The 26,614-nt window shown below is 38.2% G+C and carries 24 protein-coding genes and 1 pseudogene; 22 read left to right on the top strand and 3 right to left on the bottom strand.

The annotated features are described in order from the left end of the window. Nucleotides 1-35: 35 nt before the first annotated feature. From O1Q79_RS05405 to pilW, 3 genes and pseudogenes are all read left to right on the top strand, one after another. A pseudogene (locus O1Q79_RS05405) lies at nucleotides 36-650 on the top strand (tetratricopeptide repeat protein); the annotation flags it as partial. Between the two features lie 231 nt (nucleotides 651-881). After that, nucleotides 882-2,006: a bifunctional tRNA (adenosine(37)-C2)-methyltransferase TrmG/ribosomal RNA large subunit methyltransferase RlmN gene (locus tag O1Q79_RS05400; RefSeq protein ID WP_386690657.1), complete on the top strand. Its 1,125-nt coding sequence runs from the start codon at nucleotides 882-884 to the stop codon at nucleotides 2,004-2,006. 43 nt (nucleotides 2,007-2,049) lie between these two features. Next, the gene (gene pilW, locus O1Q79_RS05395; protein WP_386690655.1) at nucleotides 2,050-2,571 is read left to right on the top strand and encodes a type IV pilus biogenesis/stability protein PilW; all 522 of its coding nucleotides are present in this window, start codon (nucleotides 2,050-2,052) and stop codon (nucleotides 2,569-2,571) included. An 18-nt stretch (nucleotides 2,572-2,589) separates the two neighbouring features. Here pilW and cysZ read toward each other — a convergent pair whose 3' ends face one another. Beyond that, nucleotides 2,590-3,441, bottom strand: coding sequence for a sulfate transporter CysZ (cysZ, locus tag O1Q79_RS05390; RefSeq protein WP_386687062.1), 852 nt, complete (start codon nucleotides 3,439-3,441; stop codon nucleotides 2,590-2,592). A gap of 146 nt (nucleotides 3,442-3,587) precedes the next feature. Between cysZ and zipA the strand changes: the two genes are divergently transcribed. The 3 genes from zipA (at nucleotide 3,588) to O1Q79_RS05375 (ending at nucleotide 8,013) form a co-directional block, all read left to right on the top strand. After that, complete coding sequence (gene zipA / locus O1Q79_RS05385) at nucleotides 3,588-4,592, top strand: cell division protein ZipA (protein WP_386690652.1); 1,005 nt, start codon at nucleotides 3,588-3,590, stop codon at nucleotides 4,590-4,592. An 83-nt stretch (nucleotides 4,593-4,675) separates the two neighbouring features. Beyond that, a complete protein-coding gene (gene ligA, locus O1Q79_RS05380) occupies nucleotides 4,676-6,694 on the top strand; it encodes an NAD-dependent DNA ligase LigA (protein WP_386690650.1) in 2,019 nt (672 codons plus the stop codon). 8 nt (nucleotides 6,695-6,702) lie between these two features. Next, nucleotides 6,703-8,013, top strand: coding sequence for a hemolysin family protein (locus tag O1Q79_RS05375; protein WP_386690648.1), 1,311 nt, complete (start codon nucleotides 6,703-6,705; stop codon nucleotides 8,011-8,013). Between the two features lie 34 nt (nucleotides 8,014-8,047). Here O1Q79_RS05375 and yjgA read toward each other — a convergent pair whose 3' ends face one another. Continuing rightward, nucleotides 8,048-8,581 (bottom strand): ribosome biogenesis factor YjgA, encoded by a 534-nt coding sequence (yjgA, locus tag O1Q79_RS05370; protein ID WP_386690646.1) that lies wholly within the window; start codon nucleotides 8,579-8,581, stop codon nucleotides 8,048-8,050. Between the two features lie 88 nt (nucleotides 8,582-8,669). Here yjgA and pmbA point away from each other — a divergent pair, with 88 nt between their 5' ends. From pmbA to argG, 13 genes are all read left to right on the top strand, one after another. Then, nucleotides 8,670-10,031 (top strand): metalloprotease PmbA, encoded by a 1,362-nt coding sequence (gene pmbA, locus O1Q79_RS05365; protein ID WP_386690644.1) that lies wholly within the window; start codon nucleotides 8,670-8,672, stop codon nucleotides 10,029-10,031. A gap of 218 nt (nucleotides 10,032-10,249) precedes the next feature. Further along, complete coding sequence (hpt, locus tag O1Q79_RS05360) at nucleotides 10,250-10,789, top strand: hypoxanthine phosphoribosyltransferase (protein WP_386687040.1); 540 nt, start codon at nucleotides 10,250-10,252, stop codon at nucleotides 10,787-10,789. Nucleotides 10,790-10,852: 63 nt separating this feature from the next. Further along, entirely contained in the window at nucleotides 10,853-12,001 is a 1,149-nt protein-coding gene (locus O1Q79_RS05355; RefSeq protein WP_386690642.1) for a 5-methyltetrahydropteroyltriglutamate--homocysteine S-methyltransferase, read from the top strand. A gap of 17 nt (nucleotides 12,002-12,018) precedes the next feature. Then, nucleotides 12,019-12,582, top strand: coding sequence for a GTP pyrophosphokinase (locus O1Q79_RS05350; RefSeq protein WP_386687037.1), 564 nt, complete (start codon nucleotides 12,019-12,021; stop codon nucleotides 12,580-12,582). Between the two features lie 9 nt (nucleotides 12,583-12,591). Beyond that, on the top strand, nucleotides 12,592-13,884 hold the full coding sequence (gene pepB / locus O1Q79_RS05345; RefSeq protein ID WP_386690640.1) for an aminopeptidase PepB: 1,293 nt from the start codon (nucleotides 12,592-12,594) through the stop codon (nucleotides 13,882-13,884). Nucleotides 13,885-13,894: 10 nt separating this feature from the next. Then, the gene (gene ndk, locus O1Q79_RS05340) at nucleotides 13,895-14,320 is read left to right on the top strand and encodes a nucleoside-diphosphate kinase (protein WP_386690637.1); all 426 of its coding nucleotides are present in this window, start codon (nucleotides 13,895-13,897) and stop codon (nucleotides 14,318-14,320) included. A 201-nt stretch (nucleotides 14,321-14,521) separates the two neighbouring features. Beyond that, nucleotides 14,522-16,252 carry an arginine--tRNA ligase gene (gene argS, locus O1Q79_RS05335; protein WP_386690635.1) on the top strand — a complete coding sequence of 577 codons (1,731 nt, stop codon included), beginning with the start codon at nucleotides 14,522-14,524 and terminating at the stop codon, nucleotides 16,250-16,252. A gap of 53 nt (nucleotides 16,253-16,305) precedes the next feature. Beyond that, nucleotides 16,306-17,226, top strand: a complete 921-nt coding sequence (locus O1Q79_RS05330; protein WP_386690633.1) for a DUF3298 domain-containing protein — start codon at nucleotides 16,306-16,308, stop codon at nucleotides 17,224-17,226. A 157-nt stretch (nucleotides 17,227-17,383) separates the two neighbouring features. After that, a complete protein-coding gene (gene hemA, locus O1Q79_RS05325) occupies nucleotides 17,384-18,703 on the top strand; it encodes a glutamyl-tRNA reductase (protein WP_386690631.1) in 1,320 nt (439 codons plus the stop codon). Nucleotides 18,704-18,811: 108 nt separating this feature from the next. Continuing rightward, on the top strand, nucleotides 18,812-19,672 hold the full coding sequence (locus tag O1Q79_RS05320) for a phosphoribosylaminoimidazolesuccinocarboxamide synthase (RefSeq protein WP_386690629.1): 861 nt from the start codon (nucleotides 18,812-18,814) through the stop codon (nucleotides 19,670-19,672). Between the two features lie 22 nt (nucleotides 19,673-19,694). Next, nucleotides 19,695-20,492, top strand: coding sequence for an SDR family NAD(P)-dependent oxidoreductase (locus O1Q79_RS05315; protein ID WP_386690626.1), 798 nt, complete (start codon nucleotides 19,695-19,697; stop codon nucleotides 20,490-20,492). A gap of 122 nt (nucleotides 20,493-20,614) precedes the next feature. Further along, nucleotides 20,615-20,770, top strand: a complete 156-nt coding sequence (locus O1Q79_RS05310) for a glycine zipper 2TM domain-containing protein (RefSeq protein WP_386693352.1) — start codon at nucleotides 20,615-20,617, stop codon at nucleotides 20,768-20,770. A 136-nt stretch (nucleotides 20,771-20,906) separates the two neighbouring features. Next, nucleotides 20,907-22,241, top strand: a complete 1,335-nt coding sequence (gene argG, locus O1Q79_RS05305) for an argininosuccinate synthase (RefSeq protein ID WP_386690623.1) — start codon at nucleotides 20,907-20,909, stop codon at nucleotides 22,239-22,241. A 173-nt stretch (nucleotides 22,242-22,414) separates the two neighbouring features. Here argG and O1Q79_RS05300 read toward each other — a convergent pair whose 3' ends face one another. Beyond that, nucleotides 22,415-22,759, bottom strand: coding sequence for a DUF496 family protein (locus O1Q79_RS05300; protein ID WP_386690620.1), 345 nt, complete (start codon nucleotides 22,757-22,759; stop codon nucleotides 22,415-22,417). Nucleotides 22,760-22,946: 187 nt separating this feature from the next. Between O1Q79_RS05300 and serC the strand changes: the two genes are divergently transcribed. From serC to aroA, 3 genes are all read left to right on the top strand, one after another. Next, nucleotides 22,947-24,029, top strand: a complete 1,083-nt coding sequence (serC, locus tag O1Q79_RS05295; RefSeq protein WP_386690616.1) for a 3-phosphoserine/phosphohydroxythreonine transaminase — start codon at nucleotides 22,947-22,949, stop codon at nucleotides 24,027-24,029. A gap of 66 nt (nucleotides 24,030-24,095) precedes the next feature. Next, nucleotides 24,096-25,202: a histidinol-phosphate transaminase gene (gene hisC / locus O1Q79_RS05290; protein ID WP_386690614.1), complete on the top strand. Its 1,107-nt coding sequence runs from the start codon at nucleotides 24,096-24,098 to the stop codon at nucleotides 25,200-25,202. A gap of 102 nt (nucleotides 25,203-25,304) precedes the next feature. Next, complete coding sequence (aroA, locus tag O1Q79_RS05285) at nucleotides 25,305-26,612, top strand: 3-phosphoshikimate 1-carboxyvinyltransferase (protein WP_386690611.1); 1,308 nt, start codon at nucleotides 25,305-25,307, stop codon at nucleotides 26,610-26,612. Nucleotides 26,613-26,614: the final 2 nt, after the last annotated feature.

Here is a 26,614-nt window from a genome sequence, read left to right as displayed (position 1 = left end):
CTTTGATAGGGTTTTATCCTTTGTTGAAAAATAACAAACTTTATTTTGTGAGTGGCTTTTTAGTCCTAGGTATCATCGCTGGGCTGAGCTATTTCCATTTGGGCGCATGGCAAGCACAAACCATGTTAGATAAAATAGCGGACAAATTGCCGTATTTCTATGAGCGAGTCAAAGAACAAGAAAGTAAACCGCTCAGCGAACAAGAAATGCAGCAATTTGCCACCGCACTTCGGTTAAAAGTACAACAAACGCCTAATGATGATCAAAGTTGTTTTTTATTGGGACAATTAGGCATGGCATTAGGCGATGGTAAATTGGCGTTAGACAGTTATGCCAAGGCACATCAGATTAAACCTGATGATATTGACTATAAATTAGCTTATGCTCGGATCTTAATGTTTTCCGATGATGCTACTGATAAAAATCAAGGTGAAACCTTATTAAAACAGGTAATTCGTCAAGATCATAGCAATTTAGACGCGTTGAGTTTATTGGCATTCCGTTATTTTGAACAACAAGACTACAAAATGGCAATAGTTAGCTGGTCGATGATGTTGAAATTAATGCCAGAAAATGATCCTAAACGGGATTTACTTGAGCGTTCTATTCGTTCGGCGAGAGATGCATTGGAAGAACAGCAAGGTAAATAAAATGCCTTTGTTTTTCCCGACAAAATGAAAATTTTGTGATCTTGATTCCAAAAACCGCGGTGAAAATTCGCATAATTTTTAAAAATCACATAGATTAATAGGACGGAAATCGGTAGAATGACGCCCTTTTATATTGTTCAAATATTGTTGTAGGGGAGAACCTGTGTATTTGCCCGAAAACGATGTCGATAAACAATGTCGTAAGTGTAATAACGTGACAATAAGGTAGATATGTCAGATAAAATCAATTTAATGAATTTAACTCGTCCGCAAATGCGAGAATTTTTCAAAGAACTGGGCGAAAAGCCATTCCGAGCCGATCAATTAGTGAAATGGATTTATCATTTTGGCGAAGATAATTTCGACAATATGACCAATCTTAATAAACAGTTACGGGAAAAGTTAAAATCGGTGGCTGAAATTAAAGCACCTGAAATTGCCGTAGAACAACGTTCATCTGATGGTACGATTAAATGGGCGATGCAAGTCGGCGATCAGCAAGTGGAAACTGTGTATATTCCTGAGGCAGATCGAGCAACTTTGTGTGTGTCTTCGCAAGTGGGTTGTGCTTTGGCTTGTACGTTCTGTTCTACCGCTCAACAAGGTTTTAATCGCAATTTAAATGTGGCAGAAATTATCGGGCAAGTATGGCGAGCATCTAAAATTATTGGTAATTTTGGTGTAACAGGGGTGCGACCAATTACCAACGTAGTGATGATGGGAATGGGTGAGCCATTGTTAAATGTCGCCAATGTGGTGCCTGCCATGGAAATTATGTTAGATGATTTTGCTTATGGGTTATCTAAACGCCGTGTTACCTTATCTACGTCAGGTGTGGTGCCTGCTTTGGATAAGCTCAGTGAAATGATTGATGTGGCGTTGGCGATTTCTCTGCACGCTCCCAATGATGAATTGCGTGATGTGTTGGTGCCGATTAATAAAAAATACAATATCAAAATGTTAATGGATAGCGTGCATCGTTATTTAAATGTGTCCAATGCCAATCACGGTAAAGTGACGATTGAATATGTGTTGTTAAATCAGGTCAATGATGGGGTAGAACACGCTCATCAGTTGGCGGAAGTATTGAAAAATACACCCTGCAAAATTAATTTAATTCCGTGGAATCCGTTCCCTGAAGCACCTTATGCGAAAAGCTCCAACACTCGTATTGACCGTTTCCAAAAGACCTTAATGGAATATGGTTTTACGGTAATTGTACGCAAAACCCGTGGCGATGATATTGATGCAGCGTGCGGACAGTTGGCAGGTGATGTGATCGACCGCACTAAACGGACAGCCGTTAATGCCATGAAAAAACAATTTGGTCAAGGCATTCAGATTAAAACTCATTAAACCGCATTAAGCCAGAAAGTGCGGTTCAAATAGGGAAAAATTTATGAAATTTATACCGCACTTTATACTTATTCTTTTTTTAACTGCTTGCGTTTCGCAAAATGCTGAGATAGATTTTGATCAAAAGCCAGCCGCCAAAGCTCGAGTAGAACTCGCACTGGGTTATTTATCCCAGCAAGATTGGGAACAAGCTAAACAAAATCTGGATAAAGCCTTGAGTTATGCCCCTGATTACTATTTAGTTCATTCTGCCTTTGCCTATTTTTACCAACAACAAGGCAATATTACACAAGCCCGTGAATCTTATTTGAAAGCCATTAAACTAGATGATAAACAAGGCGATGTGCATAATAATTATGGTACATTTCTTTGTTCGCAAGGGGAGTTCCAAGCTGCTTATCAGCAATTTGATTTAGCGGTGGCAAGCCCGAATTATTATCGTCAAGCAGATAGTTATGAAAATAAAGCCTTGTGTGCTTTATCGGAAAATAATCAGGCTGTTTATCAACAAAGTAAAATAGCGTTAGAAAAAGCAGATCCTGAAAGGGCGAAGAAATTAAGATAACTATTCTTCACCCTAACATTATCGAGAAACAATATCCTGATTATTGCGTAAATCAATATCTGTATTTGTCGCTTGTCCAACATCAGTTGAAACTGCGGTAGAATTTCCTTGAGTTTTTGCATTACCATACAAGGCTTTACGGTAAGTTTCTACCCACATGGTAGTTGCACCACAAACTGCGACAGGAATGACGACTAAGTTCACCACAGGAACTAACATGCACAAGCTGATTAATCCGCCAAAGGTTAGACTTTGCCAACGGTTATCTTTGAGTTTAACTCGCATGGTATGGAATGAAATTTTGTGGTTATCAAACGGATAGTCACAATATTGAATTGCCATCATCCATGCGGTAAAAGCAAAAGCTAACACGGGTATTACAGATTGCCCTAGCATAGGTATAAAACCGAGTAAAAACAAAACGATATAAATCGGTAAACTATATACCAGTTTTTGCCATTCTCGAGCTAACATACGTGGAATATCTTTAATAAAATCCATGATAGTCATATCTGCTAGGCTCTCTCCAGTCAGCATTTTTTCGACTTTTTCTGCTAGTAAACCGTTAAAAGGGGCGGCAATAAAGCCTGATAGCATGGTAAATGAAAAGTAAAAAACGATAACTATCATCACTAATGACATGATAAACATCACGGAACTGAGCCAATCTAACCATGCTGGCAGAAAGCCCATTACCCATTCAATTATATGGTTGATTTGGCTGATAAATAACCAACTTAGTCCCACCATTAATACCACATTGAGTAAGATTGGCATCACGACAAAACGGCGTAGTCCTTTTTGTGTAATTAAATGCCAGCCCATAACAAAGTAATGAAACCCTGACTTGACTTCTTTTTCTTCGATCATTATTTTTCCTAGTTGGATAACGTTAGTATAAAACGGTGAATAGAATACAAAGTGCGGTCAAAAAATGCAAATTTCAAGATCCATAATGTGAATAAATATGGTAAGCTAACAAATATTTCTGGTCGTTTGAAATAGGACATATTGCAATGGATCTCAATACAATTTTAATTATTTTAGGTATTCTCGCATTAATCGGTTTAGTCGCTCATGGTATCTGGTCTAATCGCCGTGAAAAATCGCAATATTTTAATAATGCGAATAGCTTTAATCGTAGTCAGCATATTCAACGGAAACCAGAACAGTCCCCGACTGATTATGCTCAAGTACCCGTTACGCCAATTCAGAAACGCCAACCGATAGTAAGTCAGCCAGTGGAAAATACGCAAATGAATATTCCACAACCTGAGCCGATTCAAACGGATATTCCAGTCACAGCTCCAGTGCAAGCGAATGCAGTGGAGCAGATCAAAATTACCTTACCTGAATCTGACCTTGCTCAACCAGAATCAGAGCAAGTCTATTATGAATATCGACCAGAACCAAAGCAGCCTAAAGAGAATATGGCAGAATATACTTTAGCCGATGCGGTAGATTATGCAGGGACAGAAGCTCAAGTCGATATGTCATCGCCCGAATTGCGAGTACAGCTACAACAAGCAAGTTCACCGATTTCTGAACCTAAATTACAACAGCCGATTGAAAATAAAACCGAAAACGAACAAACAGGACAAGAACCAGTTACACAGGCATCGCAGCCAACAGATTTTATTTTATTATATGTAGTGGCACCAGAAAATCGTCAATTTTTAGGGCTTTCTATTACTCAATCGTTGGATAATTTAGGGTTTATTTTAGGCAAAGATAATTTGTATCATCGCCATGTTGATACGGTGGCAAGTCCAGTGATGTTTAGTGTAGCCAATATTGAACAACCCGGTACATTTAACCCTTATGCCATGAATGAATTTTCTACACTGGGTCTTGCCCTATTTATGCAAGTACCGTCACAGGTTGGAAATGACAAAGCCAATCTAAAAATGATGATTCAAGCCGCAAAAAATTTAGCCGAAGAATTAAATGGTTTTGTGTTGACCGATCAACAAGCTATTTTTGATGACAAGCAAGAACAAGATTATTTAGATCGCGTGTAGCGAAAATTGTCGATTGAAAACCGCACTGTTGAGCGTTCAAAGTGCGGTTTATTTTGTTAATAATTTTAGAAAAGAAAAATAAAATGACAGATATAGCCAAACAAATTAATCAGTTGCGTGAAACATTGCGTTATCACGAATATCAATATCACGTGCTTGATGAACCAAAAATTCCAGATAGCGAATATGATCGTTTATTTCATCAATTAAAAACCTTAGAACAACAATATCCCGAATTCATCACCGCCAATTCGCCAACCCAGCGTGTCGGGGCAAAACCATTATCAGGCTTTAGCCAAATTACCCATGAAATTCCCATGTTATCCCTAGATAATGCGTTTTCCGATGAAGAATTTTATGCTTTTGTAAAACGTATTCAAGATCGTTTGGTGCTATTGCCAGAAACCCTTGAATTTTGTTGTGAACTAAAATTAGACGGTTTGGCAGTGAGTATTTTGTATGTCAATGGTGTCCTTACGCAAGCGGCAACAAGGGGCGATGGCAGCACGGGAGAAGATATTACTGCCAATATTCGTACCATTCGCAATATTCCCTTACAATTATTAACTGACCATCCGCCTGCTCGTTTAGAAGTGCGTGGTGAAGTGTTTATGCCACAAGCGGGCTTTGAAAAATTAAATGAATTAGCCTTAGCCAAAGGGGAGAAAACCTTTGCTAATCCACGTAATGCTGCCGCTGGCTCGTTGCGTCAACTCGATCCGAAAATTACTAGCCAACGTCCATTAATGCTGAATGCTTATAGTATTGGGATTGCCGAAGGGGTGGATTTACCCGAAACCCATTATGGACGTTTGCTATGGCTGAAATCTATCGGTATTCCAGTGAATGCGGAGATTCAGCTTTGTGATGGGGTAGAAAATGTGTTGAATTTCTACCGCACTATTCAACAAAAACGTCCAACTTTAGGCTATGACATTGATGGTACAGTGTTAAAAATTAACAATATTGCGTTACAGCAGGAACTTGGCTTTATTTCTAAAGCACCACGTTGGGCGATTGCGTATAAATTTCCTGCACAGGAAGAAATGACGATACTAAAAGATGTGGAATTTCAGGTAGGACGAACGGGGGCAATTACGCCTGTGGCAAAATTACAACCTGTTTTCGTGGCTGGCGTAACGGTGAGTAATGCGACCTTGCATAATGGCGATGAAATTGCACGTCTTGATATTGCCATTGGTGATACCGTGATTATCCGCCGTGCAGGTGATGTAATTCCACAGATTATTGGTGTGGTACATGATCGCCGTCCAGCCAATGCAGAATCAATTATTTTTCCAACCGAATGCCCCGTGTGTGGTTCGCAAGTGGTGCGAATTGATGGCGAGGCAGTTGCTCGTTGTACTGGTGGCTTATTTTGTGATGCACAACGTAAGGAATCTTTGAAACATTTTGTTTCTCGCAAAGCCATGGATATTGACGGCGTGGGAGCGAAACTGATCGAGCAGTTAGTGGATCGAGAGTTTATTCATACGCCAGCAGATTTATTTAAATTGGATCTTTTCACCTTAATGCGATTAGAACGTATGGGACAAAAATCCGCTCAAAATGCACTGGATAGCCTAGAAAAAGCCAAATCAACAACTTTAGCACGCTTTATTTTTGCCCTAGGTATTCGGGACGTGGGCGAAGCCACCGCATTGAATTTAGCCAAATATTTCAAAAATCTCACCGCACTTCAACAAGCAGATTTAGAACAATTACAAGCCGTGCCAGATGTGGGCATCGTTGTGGCAAATCGGATTTATGTGTTCTGGCGTGAACAACATAATTTAGACGTAGTGAATGATTTAATCGCACAAGGTGTCCATTGGGACGATGTGGAAGAAAAAGACATTGGAGAAAATCCGTTAAACGGTAAAACCGTGGTATTAACGGGAACCTTAACTCAAATGGGACGCAATGATGCCAAAGCGTTATTACAATCTTTCGGGGCGAAAGTGAGCGGTAGTGTATCAGCAAAAACCGATATTGTGATTGCAGGCGATTCAGCAGGATCAAAACTAACCAAAGCCCAAGAATTGGGTGTTCAAATTTGGGACGAACAGCGGTTTTGGGATTTTGTTCAACAATATAAATAGGACATATTATGGAATTATTTGAAGCAATTTTACTCATTTTATTGTTGATTATAACCAGTGCGGTGATTTCTTCGGCAGAAATTTCCCTTGCTGGGGCAAGAAAGATCAAGTTGCAAGTTTTAGCCAATGACGGCGACATAAGAGCCACACAAGTTTTGCAGTTACAAGAAAAGCCGGGGCGTTTTATTACTGTGGTGCAAATTGGCTTAAACATGGTGGCCATTTTAGGTGGTATGATTGGGGAAAGTGCGTTAAATCCGTATTTTATGCAACTGATGAGTCAATATACACAGGCAAATTGGGTGGAAAGTGCATCATCTTGGCTGGCTTTTACGGTGGTGACATTTTTATTTATTTTGTTAGCAGATTTGATTCCAAAACGCCTTGCTATGACTTATCCAGAGCAGATAGCCATGAAAACTGTGGGCGTTATGCGGTTTTGCATTTTTATTTTTAAGCCCTTAGTGATGATTTTTGATTCTTTAGCCAATGGCATATTCCGTTTTTTACGTGTTTCCACTGTGCGTGAAGATAACATGACATCGGAAGATATTGTGGCTTTAGTGGAAGCAGGGGCAGAGTCTGGGGTACTGAAGGCTCAGGAGCAATATTTAATTGAAAATATTTTTGATATGCAAGCTCGCACCGTGACTTCGACCATGACAACTCGTGAAAATATTGTCTTTTTAGACCGCAGTTTTAATCAGCAAGAGGTGTTAGACACCTTGGCTAAAAATTCCCATTCAAAATTGCTGATTTGTGACGGTGGTTTGGAGAAAATATTAGGCTATGTAGAGTCCCATACGCTACTGACCTTATATTTAACCGACAGCAAAGTTGCCTTAACGGATCCAAAATTATTACGTAAGTCTTTGTTCGTGCCAGATACCTTATCTCTTTATGAAGTACTGGAATTATTTAAATCTACCGGTGAAGATTTTGCTGTAATCGTGAATGAATATGCCTTAGTGGTGGGGATTGTCACCCTTAATGATGTGATGAGCATTGTGATGGGGGAATTAGTTTCTAGCGAAGAAGAACAAATCGTACAGCGAGATGAACATTCTTGGTTAATTGATGGCATTACGCCGTTAGAAGATGTGATGCGAGCATTGGATATAGCATCATTTCCCGCAGATGAAAATTACGAAACGATTGGTGGGTTTATGATGTATATGTTGCGGAAAATTCCGAAGAAAACGGATTCTGTATTATATGACAAATATAAATTTGAAATTATTGATACGGAAAACTTTAAAATCGATCAGTTGTTAGTGTCGTTGCGTAAGGATTTGCAAGAGAGTTCTGCTACGAGTTAGCGATAAAAGGCACTGGATTAAGTGCCTTGTTTTTTTAATTTCCCAACATCAATTCTTTCAAATATTGATAAATTTCCCGATACGCTTTCGGCGGTTTATTTTGTTCTTTTTCTTTTTGAGCGGAACGGATAAGATTGCGTAAATGTTGACGATCAGCATCGGGGTGTTGGTCAAAGAATTGTGCCAGTTCATCATCGCCTTTTTCTACTAAATCATCACGTAAATGTTCTATTTTATGTAGCATGGCTTGCTGTTGATTATGTTTATTCTCGATTTTATCTAAGGCTTCCTGAATAGGATCTATGTCCATTGAGCGTAATAATTTGCCGATAAATTGTAATTGACGGCGTTTAGCTTCCTTGACTGAACGGCGAGCCAAATTAATAGCGTCTAACAAGGTTTCATCAAGCGGTACTTTGGCTAAATTCGCTGGGGTTAATTCCACTAATTTTGAGCCTAATTTTTTTAAATCTTCCGCATCACGTTTAATTTCACTTTTGCTGACCCAGATAATTTCTTCTTGCTCGTCTGTCCAATCTAATTCTGGCTTTTTGCCCCGTTTTTTCATTTCCTATCCTTTCTTATTGATATTTTGCTACATTGTAGCAAATAAGCTAAAATGCGACAAATTTATAAATAATAAGGAAAAGAGCAGCATGCCAGAAAAAAATACGGAAAATTCCACCGCACTTTTAAAACAGCAAGAACAAGAATTACGTGCGGCGGTGAGTTATGCGGTCGAGTTGGCTCAAAAAGCAGGGGCAACAGCGGAAGTGGCGGTGACCAAAGTCAGTGGGCTTTCGGTTTCTACTCGGTTGCAGGAAGTCGAAAACGTAGAATTTAATAATGACGGAGCCTTGGGCATTTCGGTGTATTTAGGGCAACAAAAAGGTAACGCATCCACATCGGATTTAAGCCAGCCAGCAATTAAAGCGGCTGTTGATGCGGCATTAGCGATAGCCAAATATACTTCTCCCGATGATTGTGCGGGTTTAGCCGATAAAGCCTTAATGGCATTTAATGCACCTGATTTAGATTTATATCACCCCACTGACATTGATGTAGATCGGGCAGTGGAATTAGCTTTACAAGCGGAAACCGCCGCTTTGCAATATGATCAGCGGATTGTCAACAGTAATGGTGCGGCTTTTAATTCCCATACGGGAGTTCGCGTGTATGGGAATAGCCATGGTATGTTGCAAAGTCATTTATCGAGCCGTTATTCGTTGTCTTGCTCAGTATTGGGTGGTGTTGATGATTTATTAGAAAGTGATTACGAATACACGATTTCTCGTAAAGCGAATGAGTTAGCTGCACCTGAATGGGTAGGGCAAAATTCAGCGAAGAAAGCCATTGCTCGTTTACGACCGCAAAAAATTGCAACCCAAACGGCACCTGTGATTTTTCTAAATGATGTCGCAACAGGGTTAATTGGGCATTTAGCGACTGCTATTAGTGGTGGCAGTCTATATCGCAAAAACAGCTTTTTGTTAGATAAACTTGGACAAAAAGTTTTGCCTGATTGGTTTCAAATTAGCGAACGTCCGCATTTGTTAAGTGGTTTAGCTTCTACACCGTTTGATAGCGAGGGCGTGAGAACGCAAGATTTGGAGATTATTCAAGACGGTATTTTGCAAACTTATTTATTAACCAGTTACAGCGGTAAAAAATTAGCTATGCAAAGCACGGGACATGCAGGCGGTATTCATAATTGGTTGGTTAAACCAAATTCTCAAGGAAATTTAACCGCACTTTTAAACCAAATGGGAACAGGCTTGTTAGTGACTGATTTAATGGGGCAGAGTGTGAATATGGTAACGGGGGATTATTCTCGTGGTGCATCGGGCTTTTGGGTGGAAAATGGTGAAATTCAATATCCTGTTTCAGAAATCACCATTGCGGGCAATTTAAAACAGATGTTTGAGCATTTGGTGGCGGTTGGTGATGACATTGAAACCCGTTCCAATATTCAAACTGGCTCAATTTTATTGGAAGAAATGAAAATTTCGGGGAATTAATTAAAAATGATAATAATTCTTATTGACGGAGGTTATTTTATCTATTAATATACACACATCTGTTAAGACATAGGTAGCTAAACAGGTAGAGTAGAAAGTAAATTCGTTAGGGTTTAAGACCGAGGTGTTATCACTTCGGTCTTTTTTTTGATTTTTTTATTTTCTCTTTATACCGTTGTGATATAGTAGCTCGTAGATTTTTATATAGAGAGACCCTTATGAAAAAACATCATGTTGAAGTCCTGATTTCAGAGCAAGATGTGCTTGCTAAAATTGATCAGCTCGGTGCGGAAATCACCGCTTTTTATCAACAAAAGAAAGTGGATAAATTGATTGTAGTCGGTTTATTACGTGGCTCATTTATGTTTATGGCAGATTTAGTACGTAAAATTGACTTACCGCTCGAAGTAGAATTTATGACCACATCAAGTTATGGTATCGGCATGAGTACCAATCATGATGTAAAAATTACCCAAGATTTAAATGGTGATATTAAGGGCGAACACGTGTTAATTGTGGAAGATATTATTGATTCAGGTTACACGCTCGAAAAAGTCCGCAAAATCCTAGAACTCCGCGATCCTGCGAGTCTTGCCATTTGTACCTTATTAGATAAACCATCACGCCGTGAAGTAGAAGTGCCAGTAGAATGGGTGGGATTTGCCATTCCGAATGAGTTTGTTATCGGTTATGGTATTGACTATGCTCAACGTTATCGTAATTTAAGTTTTATCGGTAAAGTGATATTAGAAGAATAAGCCAGCTAAAGTGCGGTGTATTTTTTGTTAAATTTAAATAATCATAAAAAGAAAGGAAAACAGATGAGTAAATTATTCCCAACAGCAACTTTACGTACTAAAGCCCCTTATCGTTTTGACATTGTCGGCAGTTTTTTACGTTCTGATGAAATTAAGCAAGCTCGCCAACAATGTAGTTGTGGTGATATTTCTTGTGCGGAGTTAACTAAGGTTGAAGATAAAGAAATTGCTAAATTGGTGGAACATCAAAAAAGTGTGGGATTACATGCAGTAACAGACGGCGAATTTCGCCGTACTTTCTGGCATTTAGATTTTTTAGCAGGTTTAGACGGTGTGGAAGAAGTTGATGCTGAAAAATTTTCGGTACAATTTAAACATGATAATGTTCGCCCGAAAACCTTAAAAATTGTGGATAAAGTCGATTTTTCTGAAAGCCACCCGTTTGTCGAACATTTCCGTTCTGTTAATCAAATTGCTAACGGTCAAGAAGTGAAATTTACCATTCCATCACCGTCAATGCTGCATTTAATCACCAATGTACGAGCGACCGATTATGTCGCAATTCCACGTTATGAAAACAACAACCAACTTTTACTAGACGATATTGCTAACGCTTATATTAAAGCGATGCAGATTTTCTACAAATTAGGTTGTCGTAATTTACAATTAGATGACACTAGCTGGGGCGAATTTTGTGCGGAAGATAAACGAGCCGCCTATAAACAGCGTGGTTTTGATTTAGACCAAATTGCCAAAGATTATGTTTATATGTTAAATAAAATCGTAGATGCGAAACCTGCTGATGATATTGCAATTACCATGCACATTTGTCGTGGCAATTTCCGTTCCACTTGGTTCTCGGCTGGTGGTTATGAACCTGTCGCAGAAACCTTGTTTGGTACTTGCCGTGTAGATGGTTTCTTCCTTGAGTATGATAGCGATCGTGCGGGAGATTTCCGTCCGTTACGTTTTATCAAAGATCAACAAGTGGTGTTAGGGTTAATTACGTCTAAAGACGGTACACTTGAAAATCGTGATGATATTATTGCTCGCATCAAAGAAGCCACTCAATATGTGGACATCAATCAACTATGTTTAAGTCCGCAATGTGGTTTTGCATCAACGGAAGAAGGTAATATTCTGACCGAACAGCAACAATGGGCGAAGTTAGAATTTATTCGTGATATTGTGCAAGAAGTTTGGGGCGAGTAGTTAGGTAGGGAAAATATATGCTCGAAAAAATAGAACGCTTAATTGATGAAATTAATAAGGTGCATTTAGCCTTTTCACAAGACTATTTTGAAACAGGGAAAATTCAAAAGGTGAATTTAAAACATACACTAGCGAAAGTGCCTGTAGAGCATATATTAGCCTATCGCTTAAATTTGCACGAAGCCATTAATGATTATTTGTATCGTGCCGATTTAACGGATATTTCCTATTTTTATCGTGTCAAAACATCGGAATCTATTTTACATAAAATTGAACGGTTTCAACAACGTAGCGAAGGCTTTCCAGTCAATAGTATTATGAATGATATTTTTGGGGCAAGAATGATTGTCAGTACGGAAGATATTACCCAAGTCATGAATAAATTAGATGAATGGAAAGAAAAATATGGGTTAAAAAACTGGTATTTACGAGATAAAGATGAGTATGTAGGAATTCATATTTATTTCAAAAATTCGAGTAATTTTTATTATCCATGGGAACTGCAGATTTGGGATCGTAAAGATGCGGAACGTAATATTCAAAGCCATCGTAAATATAAACGAAATTTTGTGAATTTTTAAGGATAAATTATGCAAGTTTTACTTTCACATCAAGCCCCTGATGAAGTTTGGGGCAAAAAAGCGTTTTTAACTTTTCAGCAAAATCAAGCCATTGTTCATTTTTCTGAAAATTTTGACCGCACTTTAGTACAAAAAGCCGCACGTAAACTGCGTGGACAAGGTATTAAGCAAGCGGAATTAATCGGCGAAAATTGGAATGCGGATAGTTGTTGGGCATTTTATCAAGGGTTTTATACTGCTAAACAAGATTTTGAGGTAGATTTTCCTGAGTTAGATGAAACGGAAAATGAAAAATTACTTGAGCTAATTGAAAGTGGTGATTTTGTTCGTGAAATCATTAATTTACCATCAGATGTATTAACTCCAGAAGTGTTGGTAAATCGTGCGGTACAATTCATTCAACAACAAGCTGAAGATTGGCAAGAGGGTGAATTAAATTATCAAATTATTAAAGGTCAAGATTTACAAGCGAAAGGCTATCATGGCATTTGGACAGTAGGAAAAGGCTCTGCCAACGCACCTGTTATGCTCCAATTAGACTTTAATCCAACGGGCGATAAGAATGCACCAGTTTTAGCCTGTTTAGTAGGCAAAGGCATTACCTTTGATACGGGGGGGTATAGCTTAAAACCAAGCAACAGTATGGAAAGCATGAAAGCCGATATGGGTGGTGCTGCTTTATTAACGGGGGCATTGGGGTTGGCGATTGCTCAAGGCTTAAATGCTCGGGTTAAATTATATTTATGCTGTGCTGAAAACATGATTAGCAGTAATGCGTTTAAACTTAATGATATTATTACCTATAAAAATGGTGTAACGGTGGAAGTACTAAATACCGATGCGGAAGGGCGTTTAGTGTTAGCCGATGGATTAATTGAAGCCGATGCACAAAATCCACAATTTATTATTGATGCAGCAACGCTGACTGGTGCAGCGAAAGTCGCTGTAGGCAATGACTATCATTCTGTGCTTTCAATGGACGATCAATTAGTGGCGGATTTATTACAATCTGCTCAACAAGCACAAGAACCATTTTGGCGTTTACCTTTTGCAGAATTACATCGTAGCCAAATTTCTTCTGCTTTTGCGGATATTGCCAATTCGGGTTCGTTAGCTGTGAGTGCAGGAGCCAGCACGGCGACAGCATTTTTATCTCATTTTGTTGAAAATTATCAACAACATTGGTTACACCTAGATTGTTCTGCAACTTATCGCAAATCTAGTAGTGATCTTTGGGCAACTGGTGCAACAGGCATCGGTGTACAAACTTTAGCAAATTTATTGTTAACCAGAGCAAAATAGGGAGTATAAAATGGGATTGGAACGTACTTTATCAATTATTAAACCAGATGCAGTAGAGCGTAATTTAATCGGTAAGATTTTGAGTCGCTTTGAAGATGCAGGTTTTCAAGTGGTAGCAACTAAAATGTTACACTTAACTCAGCCACAAGCGGAGGGATTTTACGCAGAACATCAAGGCAAACCTTTTTTTGCTGGATTAGTGGAATATATGATTTCAGCTCCAGTGGTCGTTTCTGTTTTAGAAAAGCAAAATGCCATTCAAGATTACCGCACTTTAATTGGGGCAACCAACCCTGAAATGCAAGCAGAGGGAACAATTCGCCGTGATTTTGCCGAAAGTAAAACTCGCAATTCAGTGCATGGCTCGGATAGTCCAGAAAGTGCTACCAGAGAAATTGCGTATTTCTTTGTTGAATCGGAGATTTGTGAACGTTAGCAGTTAGATTTGCTGGGCGTAGCAGATAAAAGTTACATACTAGGAGTGGTTTAAAGCCAATTAATATAAGGCTTTAAACCATTTTTTAGTTATCAATATACAACAAATTGACTTTTAATTTATAATGTTTCTTTTCTAAAACCGTAAACAACGGTATTATAACCGATTAATTATATTAATTTATTTTATAGGTATAAAAACGTGAATATTCAAACTCTTTTATCCGACAAAATTCAACACGCAATGATTCTGGCTGGGGCTGAAAATAATCCAGAGCCAGCCGTACGCCAATCGGGTAAACCACAGTTCGGTGATTATCAAGCGAATGGTATTATGGGGGCAGCAAAAAAATTAAGTTTAAATCCCCGTGAATTTGCACAAAAAGTATTAGAACGGGTGGAATTAAATGGTATTGCAGAAAAATTAGAAATTGCAGGTCCGGGATTTATTAATATTTTCTTAGCCAAAGAATGGTTAGCCGATAACGTAGAAAAAGCATTAAGTGCGGTGAATTTTGGGATAAAAACAAACAATCCACAAACTGTTGTGCTGGATTATTCTTCTCCAAATGTAGCCAAAGAAATGCACGTTGGACATTTACGTTCAACTATTATTGGTGATGCAGTGGCTCGAGCCTTAGAATTTATGGGTAACAAAGTGATTCGGGCTAATCACGTTGGTGACTGGGGTACCCAATTTGGTATGTTGATTGCTTACCTAGAAAAAATGGAAAATGAACAGGCGAGTGAAATGGAATTAAGCGATTTAGAGGCTTTTTATCGTGCCGCCAAAGAGAATTATGATAGTGATGAAGTGTTTGCAGAAAAAGCACGGCAATATGTGGTGAAATTGCAAAGTGGCGATCGTTATTGCTTAACCATGTGGAAAAAATTGGTGGATATGACGATGTCGCAAAACCAATTAAATTATAATCGCTTAAATGTTACCTTGAGCGAACAAGATGTCATGGGGGAGAGTTTATATAATCCCATGTTGCCAGAAATTGTTGCGGATTTAAAAGCTAAGGGACTTGCCGTAGAAGATGATGGTGCTTTAGTCGTTTACTTGGACGAATTTAAAAACAAAGATGGTGAGCCAATGGGCGTTATCGTGCAGAAAAAAGATGGCGGTTTTCTTTATACCACGACAGACATAGCTGCGGCTAAATATCGTTATGAAACCTTGCAAGCAGATCGTGCTTTAGTATTCACCGATACTCGCCAAAGTCAACATTTACAACAGGCTTGGTTAATTACTCGCAAAGCAGGTTATGTACCAGATAGTTTTAGTCTTGAACATGAAAATTTCGGTATGATGTTAGGCAAAGATGGCAAGCCATTTAAAACACGTTCAGGCGGAACAGTAAAATTAGCTGATTTATTAGATGAAGCCGTTGAACGTGCGAGTAAATTAATTAACGAAAAATCCACCGCACTTTCAGAGCAAGAAAAAGTCGCAGTAATTGAAGCGGTGGCGATTGGTTCGGTAAAATATGCCGATTTATCAAAAAACCGCACTACAGACTATGTCTTTGATTGGGATAATATGCTCAGTTTTGAAGGAAACACGGCACCGTATATGCAATATGCTTATACGCGTATTCGTTCTATTTTTAATAAAACTGATACAGATTCCACCGCACTTGCCAATGCTCATATTGTTTTAACTGAAGATAAAGAACGAGCGTTGGCGATAAAATTATTACAATTTGAAGAAGCCGTACAAATTGTGACTAAAGATGGCACACCACATATTCTGTGTGCTTATTTATACGAATTAGCTGGCATATTCTCTAGTTTCTACGAACATTGCCCAATTTTAAATGCACCACAAGAGATTAAACTCAGCCGTTTAAAACTAGCTCAATTAACTGAACGTATTTTAAAACAAGGGTTAGATTTGCTAGGTATTAAAACTGTGGAAAAAATGTAATTAATCTAGGCGAAATCTTTGGTTTCGCTTTTTTTAAACAAAGGAGAAATACGATGAAAAAATCATTAATGACTTTACTTATTGCATCAACTTTGCTTCTTTCCGCTTGTGAAGATAAGGAAATGCAAACAAAATTGCAAACTGCAGAACAAACGATTAGTCAACTCAATGCTGATTTAGAGAAATCACAGTCTGAATTAAAGGCGATTCAACAGGGGGCAAATAAATATCAAACGGCAATTCCGACATTAAATGTTAAACCCGTAACACTGTTTGACAAAAAACAAGAATTTAAACGCGATCCTAAAACAGCCAAAGAAGAATACGATATTACGGATAGCTATATAGATTATCATCTAAGCACAGTAGAAACGGGTTATGCTTGGTTAGACGATTTGCTTTACAATGAAATGATTGGTCAACCTGAATTAGAAGATAAACAAAAATTACAAGAAATTAATGCCATTTCATCAGCGAAACAGCGTTTATTGAAATTATTTGATAGTTATTATCAAGAGGGTTTAACTTCCAGTCAATCTTTCGAAAGTTTTGGTAATGAATTATCACTCAGCATGAATTATGCAGGACAACGACAAAATATATTAACATTCTATCAAACTACTTATATTTTCAGTGGTGGTGCACATGGTAATGGCTGGACGCATTATATTAATATTGATAGCAACAAAAAATCTATTATTAGTTTAGATGATTTAGTTGCCAAACAAAATCAAGATAAACTTAAAGAATTATTATGGGGAAGTTATGCCGAACATAATCAAACAGCTGATGAAAGTTCATTTTACACCAATAAACAAGATTTCTATGTTTCAACAGAATTCTATTTTACCCCTGAGGGCGTGAGCTTTGTTTATCCCCCTTATGCCATAGGACCTTTTGCCGAAGGTGAAATTACCTTGCAAGTGTATTGGCAGCAATTGGAAGATATTGTTAATCCATCTTATTTATGGTAAGAGTAGAAGTTGAGCATTTAATTAGATTTTTATTTGAAATAAAAACAATTGTTGTATATTTTATGTTTTTTTCCGTTAAAATACATTCTATTATAAGGTATAACTGGTTGAATTTAGAGGGTTATACCACTTTTTAGGTATTAAATAATATTTTTATATGACAATTTTGGTTCTAGGCATTAATCATAAAACCGCAACGGTGGGATTGCGTGAGAAAGTAGCGTTTTCGCCAGAGAAACGCCAGCTTGCTTTACAACAAATTCAGTGCTTAGAATTGGCTCAAAGTGCGGTGATTTTATCTACTTGTAATCGAACTGAAATTTATCTACATAATAAAAATCTTTCGCCGACTGAAACCAAGGAAACACAAGATTTTCTTGATCAGATAGTGGCTTGGTTTGCTCAAATTCACCAAATTGATTTAATCGAATTAAAAGCCTGTTTGTATCTGCATCAAGATAAAAATGCGGTGAAACATTTGATGTCGGTGGCTTGTGGGTTGGATTCCTTGATTTTAGGTGAACCGCAAATTTTAGGACAAGTGAAGCAAGCCTATCAATTAACGGAAGAATATTATCAATCACAAGCAGATTATGCTTTAACCAGCGAAATTTCTCGTTTGTTCCAAAAAACATTTTCCGTGGCAAAACGGGTAAGAAGTGAAACGAATATTGGTGAACATGCAGTATCGGTGGCTTATGCAGCTTGTAGTTTGGCTCGGCAGATTTTTGAACATCTAAAATCTTTAACCGTGTTGTTAGTCGGTGCAGGTGAAACCATTGAATTGGTTAGTCGTCATTTGCTACGCCACGGCGTGAAAAAAATCATTATTTCTAACCGCACTTTATCTCGTGCAGAAGCCTTACTTAGTCGTTTGGATCAGGGTAATCAGATTCAAGTGATTCCGCTGGATCAATTACAAGATGGCTTAAACCAAGCGGATATTGTGATTTCTTCTACGGCGGCAGAACAGATTTTAATTACTCAGCAAATGGTTAAAATTGCACAAAAACAACGCCGCAATGCACCGATGTTAGTAGTAGATATTGCTGTTCCGCGAGATGTGGAAGAAAGTGTAGGAGAGTTGGATAGCGTTTATCATTATAGTGTGGACGACTTGCAGAATATTATTCAGCACAATATGGATCAACGTGAAAAAGCGGCCGATCAGGCAAACCAGATTATTGAACAAGAATGTTGCTACTTTTTTGAATGGCTGAAAGTGCATCAGTTTTCTAATTTAATTCGTCATTATCGTGAAAATGCGGAACAAACTCGACAAGATTTATTAGAAAAAGCCTTAACGGCTTTGCAACAGGGCGAGAATGCTGAGCAAATAATACAAGAGTTGAGTTATAAATTGATGAATAAACTCATTCATCCTCCCACCCAAGCGATGTCAACCATGGTGAAGACCGGTAATTCGAAAGGATTACGGAGTTTTTCACAAGCCTTAGGTGTAGAAAGAGAAGAATAAAAATTCTGAATAAAATGCAAACGATTGCTTTTTTTGCGGGGAAAGTGCGGTATAATTCAATATAGTTTTTATTTCACACGTTATTCTTCACAATAAAAGGGCAATACAATGGCAGAGTTAAGCCTAAAAAAAATCTATTCTGGTAAAGTACGAGATCTATATGAAATTGACGATAAACGTATGCTGATGGTCGCAACCGACCGTTTATCAGCATTTGATGTCATTTTGGATGATCCTATTCCACGTAAGGGTGAAATCTTAACCCAAATCTCAAATTTTTGGTTTAAAAAATTGGCACATATTATGCCAAATCATTTTACAGGTGATACGGTGTATGATGTGTTACCAAAAGTTGAAGCCGATTTAGTTAAAGATCGTGCAGTCGTATGTAAACGCTTAACACCGATTAAGATTGAAAGCATTGTACGTGGCTATTTAACAGGATCGGGGTTAAAAGATTATAAACAAACAGGCACCATTTGCGGTTTGCAGTTGCCAGAAGGATTGGTGGAAGCCAGTAAATTGCCTGAACCGATTTTTACGCCGTCCAGTAAAGAAGACGTCGGTGATCACGATATTAATATTAGTTATGCGGAATGTGAACACCAAATCGGGGCGGAATTAGCAGCAAAAGTGCGTGATGCAGCGATTTCGTTATATAAAGAAGCGGCCACTTATGCGTTGACTAAGGGCATTATTATTTGCGATACCAAATTTGAATTTGGTTTAGATGAGAATGGCACTTTAACTTTGATGGATGAAGTGTTAACCCCTGATTCAAGCCGTTTTTGGTCTGTTGATACTTATCAAGAAGGCACTAATCCACCATCATTTGATAAGCAATTTGTGCGGGATTGGTTAGAACAAAGTGGTTGGAATAAACAACCGCCAGCGCCGAAAGTGCCAGCGGACGTGATTGAGAAAACCGTTGCGAAATATCAAGAAGCATTGGATTTATTAACTAAATAGTGAGTGAAATAGTAAAGGAATTATGCGTTCGGTAGCAATTGTTGGATTAGGCTGGTTTGGTTTGCCGTTGGCGAGAGATCTACGTAATTTAGGTTGGGAAGTCAAAGGCAGTAAACGCACTCAAGAGGGTGTGGAAGAAATGCGTTTATGGCGGTTAGAAGCCTATCAGTTACAACTTGATCCTGAGATTAATGCCGATCCAGATGATTTAATTGCTTTATTATCGGTGGATAGTTTAGTCATTAATATTCCACCCAGTGATTATTTTTTTGATGCGGAAAGTTATACACAAGGTATTGAAAATCTGGTAAGTGAAGCCTTATTATGCGGAGTAAAGCATATTATCTTTATTAGTTCTACATCTGTTTTACCCATACAAACTGGGCAATTTGATGAAGAGACCCAACCGCCTTCCTCTCCGTTGTATGAAATTGAACAGATGTTATTTACTTTACAAGATATTGATGTGGATATTATTCGTTTTGGTGGGTTGATCGGGAATGATCGCCATCCTGTTCATTCCATGAGTGGAAGAACTTATCAGCAAGGGAATAGTCCAGTTAATCTTGTACATTTAGAAGATTGTTCAAGAGCGGTGCAAAGTTTATTAGAAACGCAAGGCGGTCACCGCTTGTATCATTTGGTTGCTCCACAACACCCAACGCGAGTGGATTATTATCAAGCGATGGCAGAAAAATTTGCTGAAAAAGCACCGCACTTTGAGTGCTCGGATGGAGATCCACAACGGATTATTGTAGCCGATAAGATTTGTCGAGAATTAGATTTTATTTATCAGTATCCAAATCCTTATACAATGTAGGTAAAGTTGAACTTCTTTTGTGTATTGTGGTCTCAATTTGCAGTTTAGGATATTTAAATTATTAAGGAGTTTTTATGAAAAATATCGTTAAATTAGTTGCTGCATTATTTATTGCGGGGTTGATGGTTGCTTGTAGTAATATGTCTCAAACCCAAAAGAATACAGCAGTTGGCGCTGCCATTGGTGGCGTTGCCGGTAATGTTATTGGCAACTCAACTGGTGCAACCCTCGGGGGGGCAGCCTTAGGTGGCTTAATTGGTAGCCAAGTGAATAAATAATGATTTAGAAAGATCCGCAGATGCGGATCTTTTTTTATGTGAGAAAGATTTCTTGTCATGATTATTATAGTTGAAAAATCTAATGATTTAATCAATAATAATCAGTCGAATTAAAACCTTAAAAATAGGAACAACCATGTCAAACACAATTTTACAAAATCTTCCCCTTGGTCAAAAAGTGGGTATTGCCTTTTCAGGCGGTTTAGATACGAGTGCAGCTTTATTATGGATGCGTCAAAAAGGTGCAGTACCTTATGCTTATACCGCAAATTTAGGTCAACCTGATGAAGATGATTACAATGCGATCCCTAAAAAAGCAATGGAATATGGTGCAGAGATTGCACGTTTAATTGACTGTCGTAGCCAATTAGCTCACGAGGGTATTGCTGCAATTCAAGCGGGTGCATTCCATGTTTCAACGGGCGGTATTACGTATTTTAATACCACACCATTAGGTCGAGCGGTAACTGGTACCATGCTTGTGTCGGCGATGAAAGAAGATAATGTCAATATTTGGGGAGATGGTTCAACCTTTAAAGGTAATGATATTGAACGTTTTTACCGTTATGGTTTGTTGACTAATCCAAATCTAAAAATTTATAAACCTTGGCTAGATGATCAATTTATTCACGAATTGGGTGGTCGTCATGAAATGTCAGAATTTTTAATTGCCAATGGGTTTAACTACAAAATGTCAGTAGAAAAAGCCTATTCAACGGATTCTAATATGCTCGGTGCAACACATGAAGCAAAAGATTTAGAATTTTTAAGCCGTGGTATTCGTATTGTTAATCCAATTATGGGTGTACCATTCTGGCGTGAAGATGTAGAAGTCAAAGCTGAAGAAGTTACCGTGCGTTTTGAAGAAGGCGTGCCAGTGGCATTAAATGGTAAAACATTTAGTAATGTGGTAGAACTCTTTTTAGAAGCAAATCGTATTGGTGGTCGTCACGGTTTAGGTATGTCAGACCAAATTGAAAACCGTATTATTGAAGCAAAATCTCGTGGTATTTATGAAGCACCGGGAATGGCATTATTCCATATTGCTTATGAACGTTTGGTAACTTCTATTCATAATGAAGACACTATTGAACAATATCGTATTAACGGTTTACGTTTAGGGCGTTTATTATATCAAGGTCGCTGGTTTGATCCACAAGCCTTAATGTTACGTGAAACCGCTCAACGTTGGGTTGCTAAAGCTGTGACAGGTGAAGTGGTCTTAGAATTACGCCGTGGTAACGATTACTCAATCTTAAATACATCATCGCCAAATATGACTTATCACCCAGAACGTTTAAGTATGGAAAAAGTGGAAAATGCACCATTTAACCCAGTAGATCGTATTGGTCAATTAACCATGCGTAATTTAGATATTTTAGATACAAGAGATAAGTTAGGTATTTATGCAAATACGGGTTTATTGTCTGTAACTAAAGAAGTGGCTTTACCACAATTGAAAGATAAGTAGGCATAATAGAAAGAGTATTATTAAAAAGTGGGTTAAAGCCTTATAGATAGCTTTAACCCATTTTTTTATTAACTATGCCATATGCTATTTCAGAATATGTCAAATAAAAAAATCTCTGCTTCTCGGGTGTTAATCTGAGAAACAGAATTGAATGTTACTTTGTTAACGAAAAATTACTTCTCATCTTTGTTTAATAACGCCTCATGAGCCTTATTTTTCTCTTTCATCTTCGCTTTGATTTCGCGGCGTTGTTTAGACAATTCAGCGTTTTTGATCATATAATCATCGACACGACCTTCATAATCATCACGCATATTGCCAATAATGGCACGTAAATCCGCAATACTCATGTCATCACGAATATAATCATTTAAATTATCCAGTAACAATAAACGTTTTTTATTATCCCGAATTTTACGATCATTATCGCCAATTTCACGTAATAATTTATTACGTTGACGATATAAACGCACGTATTCTAAAACTTCTTGGAAGGATTGTTTATTCACATTTTCCATAATTTTGTACTCACTATTAAAAAAGATAATCTAATTTATCCTTTTTTGTCTGTTTCGTCAAAGTGTTAATGCAAAATTTATGGTGCAGATCAACTTTTTATTAGGATTCATTGAAAAATTCATTGCCTATCTGCCGTTGTGGTGGTAAAACATAACATCTATGCAACATTAAAAACAGGAAGTCTCCATGATACAAATATTCAATTTTAGTGCCGGTCCGGCAATGATACCGAAAGAAGTATTAGAACAAGCCCAAGCCGAGTTATTAAACTGGCAAGCACAAGGTACGTCCGTAATGGAAGTCAGCCATCGGGGTAAATATTTTATGGAGATGATTACCCAGTGTGAAAAGGATTTACGTGAATTATTTCGGATTCCAGATAATTATAAAGTATTGTTTTTACAAGGCGGAGCAAGGGGACAATTTGCTGCAATACCAATGAATTTAGCCAATAATAAGGGGAAAGCCCTTTATTTGGTGGACGGACATTGGTCATCTGTCGCCGCTAAAGAAGCAACGAATTTTACCCATGTTGATGAAATAAATATCTTAAATTCTGACCGCACTTTACGAGTGGAATGCTTGGATTTTAGTGATATTGCCGAACAATATGACTATGTACATTACTGCACCAATGAAACCATTAGTGGTGTGGAAATTTTTGATGTTCCCAATGTGGGTAATGCGGTGTTAGTGGCGGATATGTCCTCAGATATTTTATCTCGTCAAATTGACATTAGTAAATTTGGCGTGATTTACGCAGGAGCCCAAAAAAATATGGGACCGTCTGGTATTACACTGGTTATTGTGCGTGAAGATTTAATTGGTAATGCTCGCAAGGAAACACCGTCTATTTGGAATTATGCAGTACAAGCCAAGTCCGATTCAATGATTAATACGCCACCAACCTTTGCTTGGTATCTCTGTGGTTTGGTGTTTAAACATTTGTTAGCCACGGGCGGTTTAGATGCTGCCGAACAACGCAATCGTGCCAAAGCAGAATTATTATATAATTACTTGAATAATAATAGTTTTTATCATAATTATGTGGCGGAAGAAAATCGTTCTATTATGAATGTAACCTTTACCACCGATAATGATGAGCTGAATGCGAAATTTGTCGCAGAAGCCACCAAAGCAGGATTACAAGCCTTAAAAGGGCATAAAGTATTAGGTGGTATGCGTGCATCTATTTACAATGCAATGCCGATTGATGGGGTACAAGCCTTAATTGCGTTTATGCAGAAATTTGCACAAGAAAACGCTTAACATTTAATCTATCTATTGGGGCGAGCATTCGCCCAATTTACTTAACCTAAAGTGCGGTCAATTTTTATGAAATTTTTATCTTTAGCTAACCAAGGGGTACAATCCCTGTTGCCTTACCAAGCAGGCAAACCGATTGAAGAGCTTGAACGAGAGTTGGGTATTGCTAATATTATTAAACTCGCTTCCAATGAAAATCCTTTTGGTTTTCCTGAAAGTGCCAAAAGAGCTATTATGGATCAGCTGGATGAGCTTACTCGTTATCCCGATAGTAATGGGTTTGCATTGAAAAAAACGATCGCAGAAAAATTTTCTGTTAAGGCAGAGCAAATCACCTTAGCCAATGGCTCGAATGATTTCATTGAATTAGTCGCTCACACCTTTGCTAGTGAACAAGATGAAATTATTTATTCGCAATATGCTTTTATTGTCTATCCTTTGATTACCAAAGCGATTAATGCGGTAGCCCGTGAAATTCCAGCCAAACACTGGGGACATGATTTAGATGGTTTTTTGTCGGCAATTAATGATAAAACCAAATTAATTTATATTGCTAATCCAAATAATCCAACGGGAAATTTTTTGACAGAAAATGAGATTGATCGTTTTTTAAGTCAAGTACCAGAACGCATTATTGTCGTGTTAGATGAGGCTTATACCGAATTTACAGCCGAAAATGAGCGGATTGATTCCTTTGCTTTGCTGAAAAAATACCCGAATTTAGTGGTTTCTCGCACTTTATCAAAAGCCTATGGATTAGCTGGTTTACGCATTGGCTATGCAGTATCTAATCCTGAAATCGCCGATCTTTTCAACCGTGTTCGACAACCGTTCAACGTAAACAGTTTGGCTCAAGCAGCCGCTATTGCGGTATTAAAAGATGATGCGTTTGTACAAAAAGTTGCACAAAATAACCGTTCAGAAATGCAACGCTATGAAGTTTTTTGTCAACAGCATGGTTTGCAATATATTCCGTCTAAAGGTAATTTTATCACCATTGATTTTAAACAACCTGCGGCACCCATTTATCAAGCCTTATTGCATGAGGGGGTGATTGTGCGTCCAATCGCTGCTTATGGTATGCCAAATCATTTACGCATTAGTATTGGTTTGCCCGAAGAAAATCAACGGTTTTTCACCGCACTTGAGAAAGTGTTACAAATTACTCCGTACTAATTTAAGCATGGTTACGCCACGCTGTGGCTGAAAATGAAATGAAAAGATGCGGAGCATCGTTACTTTACTTAACCCTGTACGTTAGTGCAGGGAGGAAACAAAATGGAAAAAATCACCCTAAACCCAATTTCTCGTATTGAAGGCACGATTAATTTACCTGGTTCCAAAAGCCTATCCAACCGAGCCTTATTATTGGCTGCACTTGCCAAAGGAACTACTAAGGTTACTAATTTATTAGATAGCGATGATGTTCGTTATATGTTAAATGCGTTGAAGCAACTCGGCGTGAACTATCACTTATCAGAAGATAAATCTGTTTGTGAAGTACAAGGATTGGGTGGAGCATTTCAATGGCAAAGTGGTTTAGCCCTATTTTTAGGTAATGCGGGAACAGCCATGCGACCTCTAACTGCAGCCCTTTGTCTATCTAATCCAAATGCGATGCCAAGTGAAATTGTTCTCACGGGTGAACCGCGAATGAAAGAACGACCGATCAAACATTTAGTAGATGCCTTATTGCAAGCTGGGGCAGAAGTGCAATATTTGGAACAAGACGGCTATCCACCTGTGGTTATTCGTAATAATGGGTTACATGGTGGAAAAGTGAAAATTGATGGTTCGGTTTCTTCTCAATTTTTAACCGCACTTTTAATGGCAGTTCCTCTTGCTACCGCAGATACTGAAATTGAAATTATCGGCGATTTAGTATCTAAGCCTTATATTGATATTACCCTAAATATGATGAAGATTTTCGGTGTGGAAGTGGAAAACCAACATTATCAACGCTTTATCGTAAAAGGCAATCAGCAATATCAATCTCCACAACATTTTTTAGTGGAGGGGGACGCTTCTTCTGCTTCCTATTTCTTAGCCGCAGGTGCGATTAAAGGCAAAGTAAAAGTGACTGGCGTAGGTAAAAACAGTATTCAAGGCGACCGTTTATTTGCAGATGTATTAGAAAAAATGGGGGCAAAAATTACTTGGGGCGATGATTTTATTCAAGCTGAGCAAGGTGATTTAGTCGGTATTGATATGGATATGAATCACATTCCAGATGCGGCTATGACCATTGCGACTACCGCACTTTTTGCCAAGGGCGAAACCTGTATTCGCAATATTTACAACTGGAGGGTGAAGGAAACTGACCGGCTCACGGCAATGGCAACGGAGTTACGTAAAGTAGGGGCAAGCGTAGAAGAGGGGGACGATTTTATTCGTATTCAACCCTTGGGATTAGATCAATTTAAACATGCTGAAATTGAAACCTATAACGATCACCGCATGGCAATGTGTTTTGCGTTGATTGCCCTCTCCAATACGGAAGTCACCATTTTAGATCCGAAATGTACCGCCAAAACGTTCCCAACCTTTTTTGATGAATTTTTGGCTATGGCGACTGTAAGAAAATAGGT

Source organism: Lonepinella sp. MS14434, from assembly GCF_042468235.1.
Taxonomy (GTDB): Bacteria; Pseudomonadota; Gammaproteobacteria; order Enterobacterales; family Pasteurellaceae; genus Lonepinella.
The sequence above is the reverse complement of the archived record's forward strand: the minus strand, read 5'-3'. Positions and strand labels throughout refer to the sequence as shown.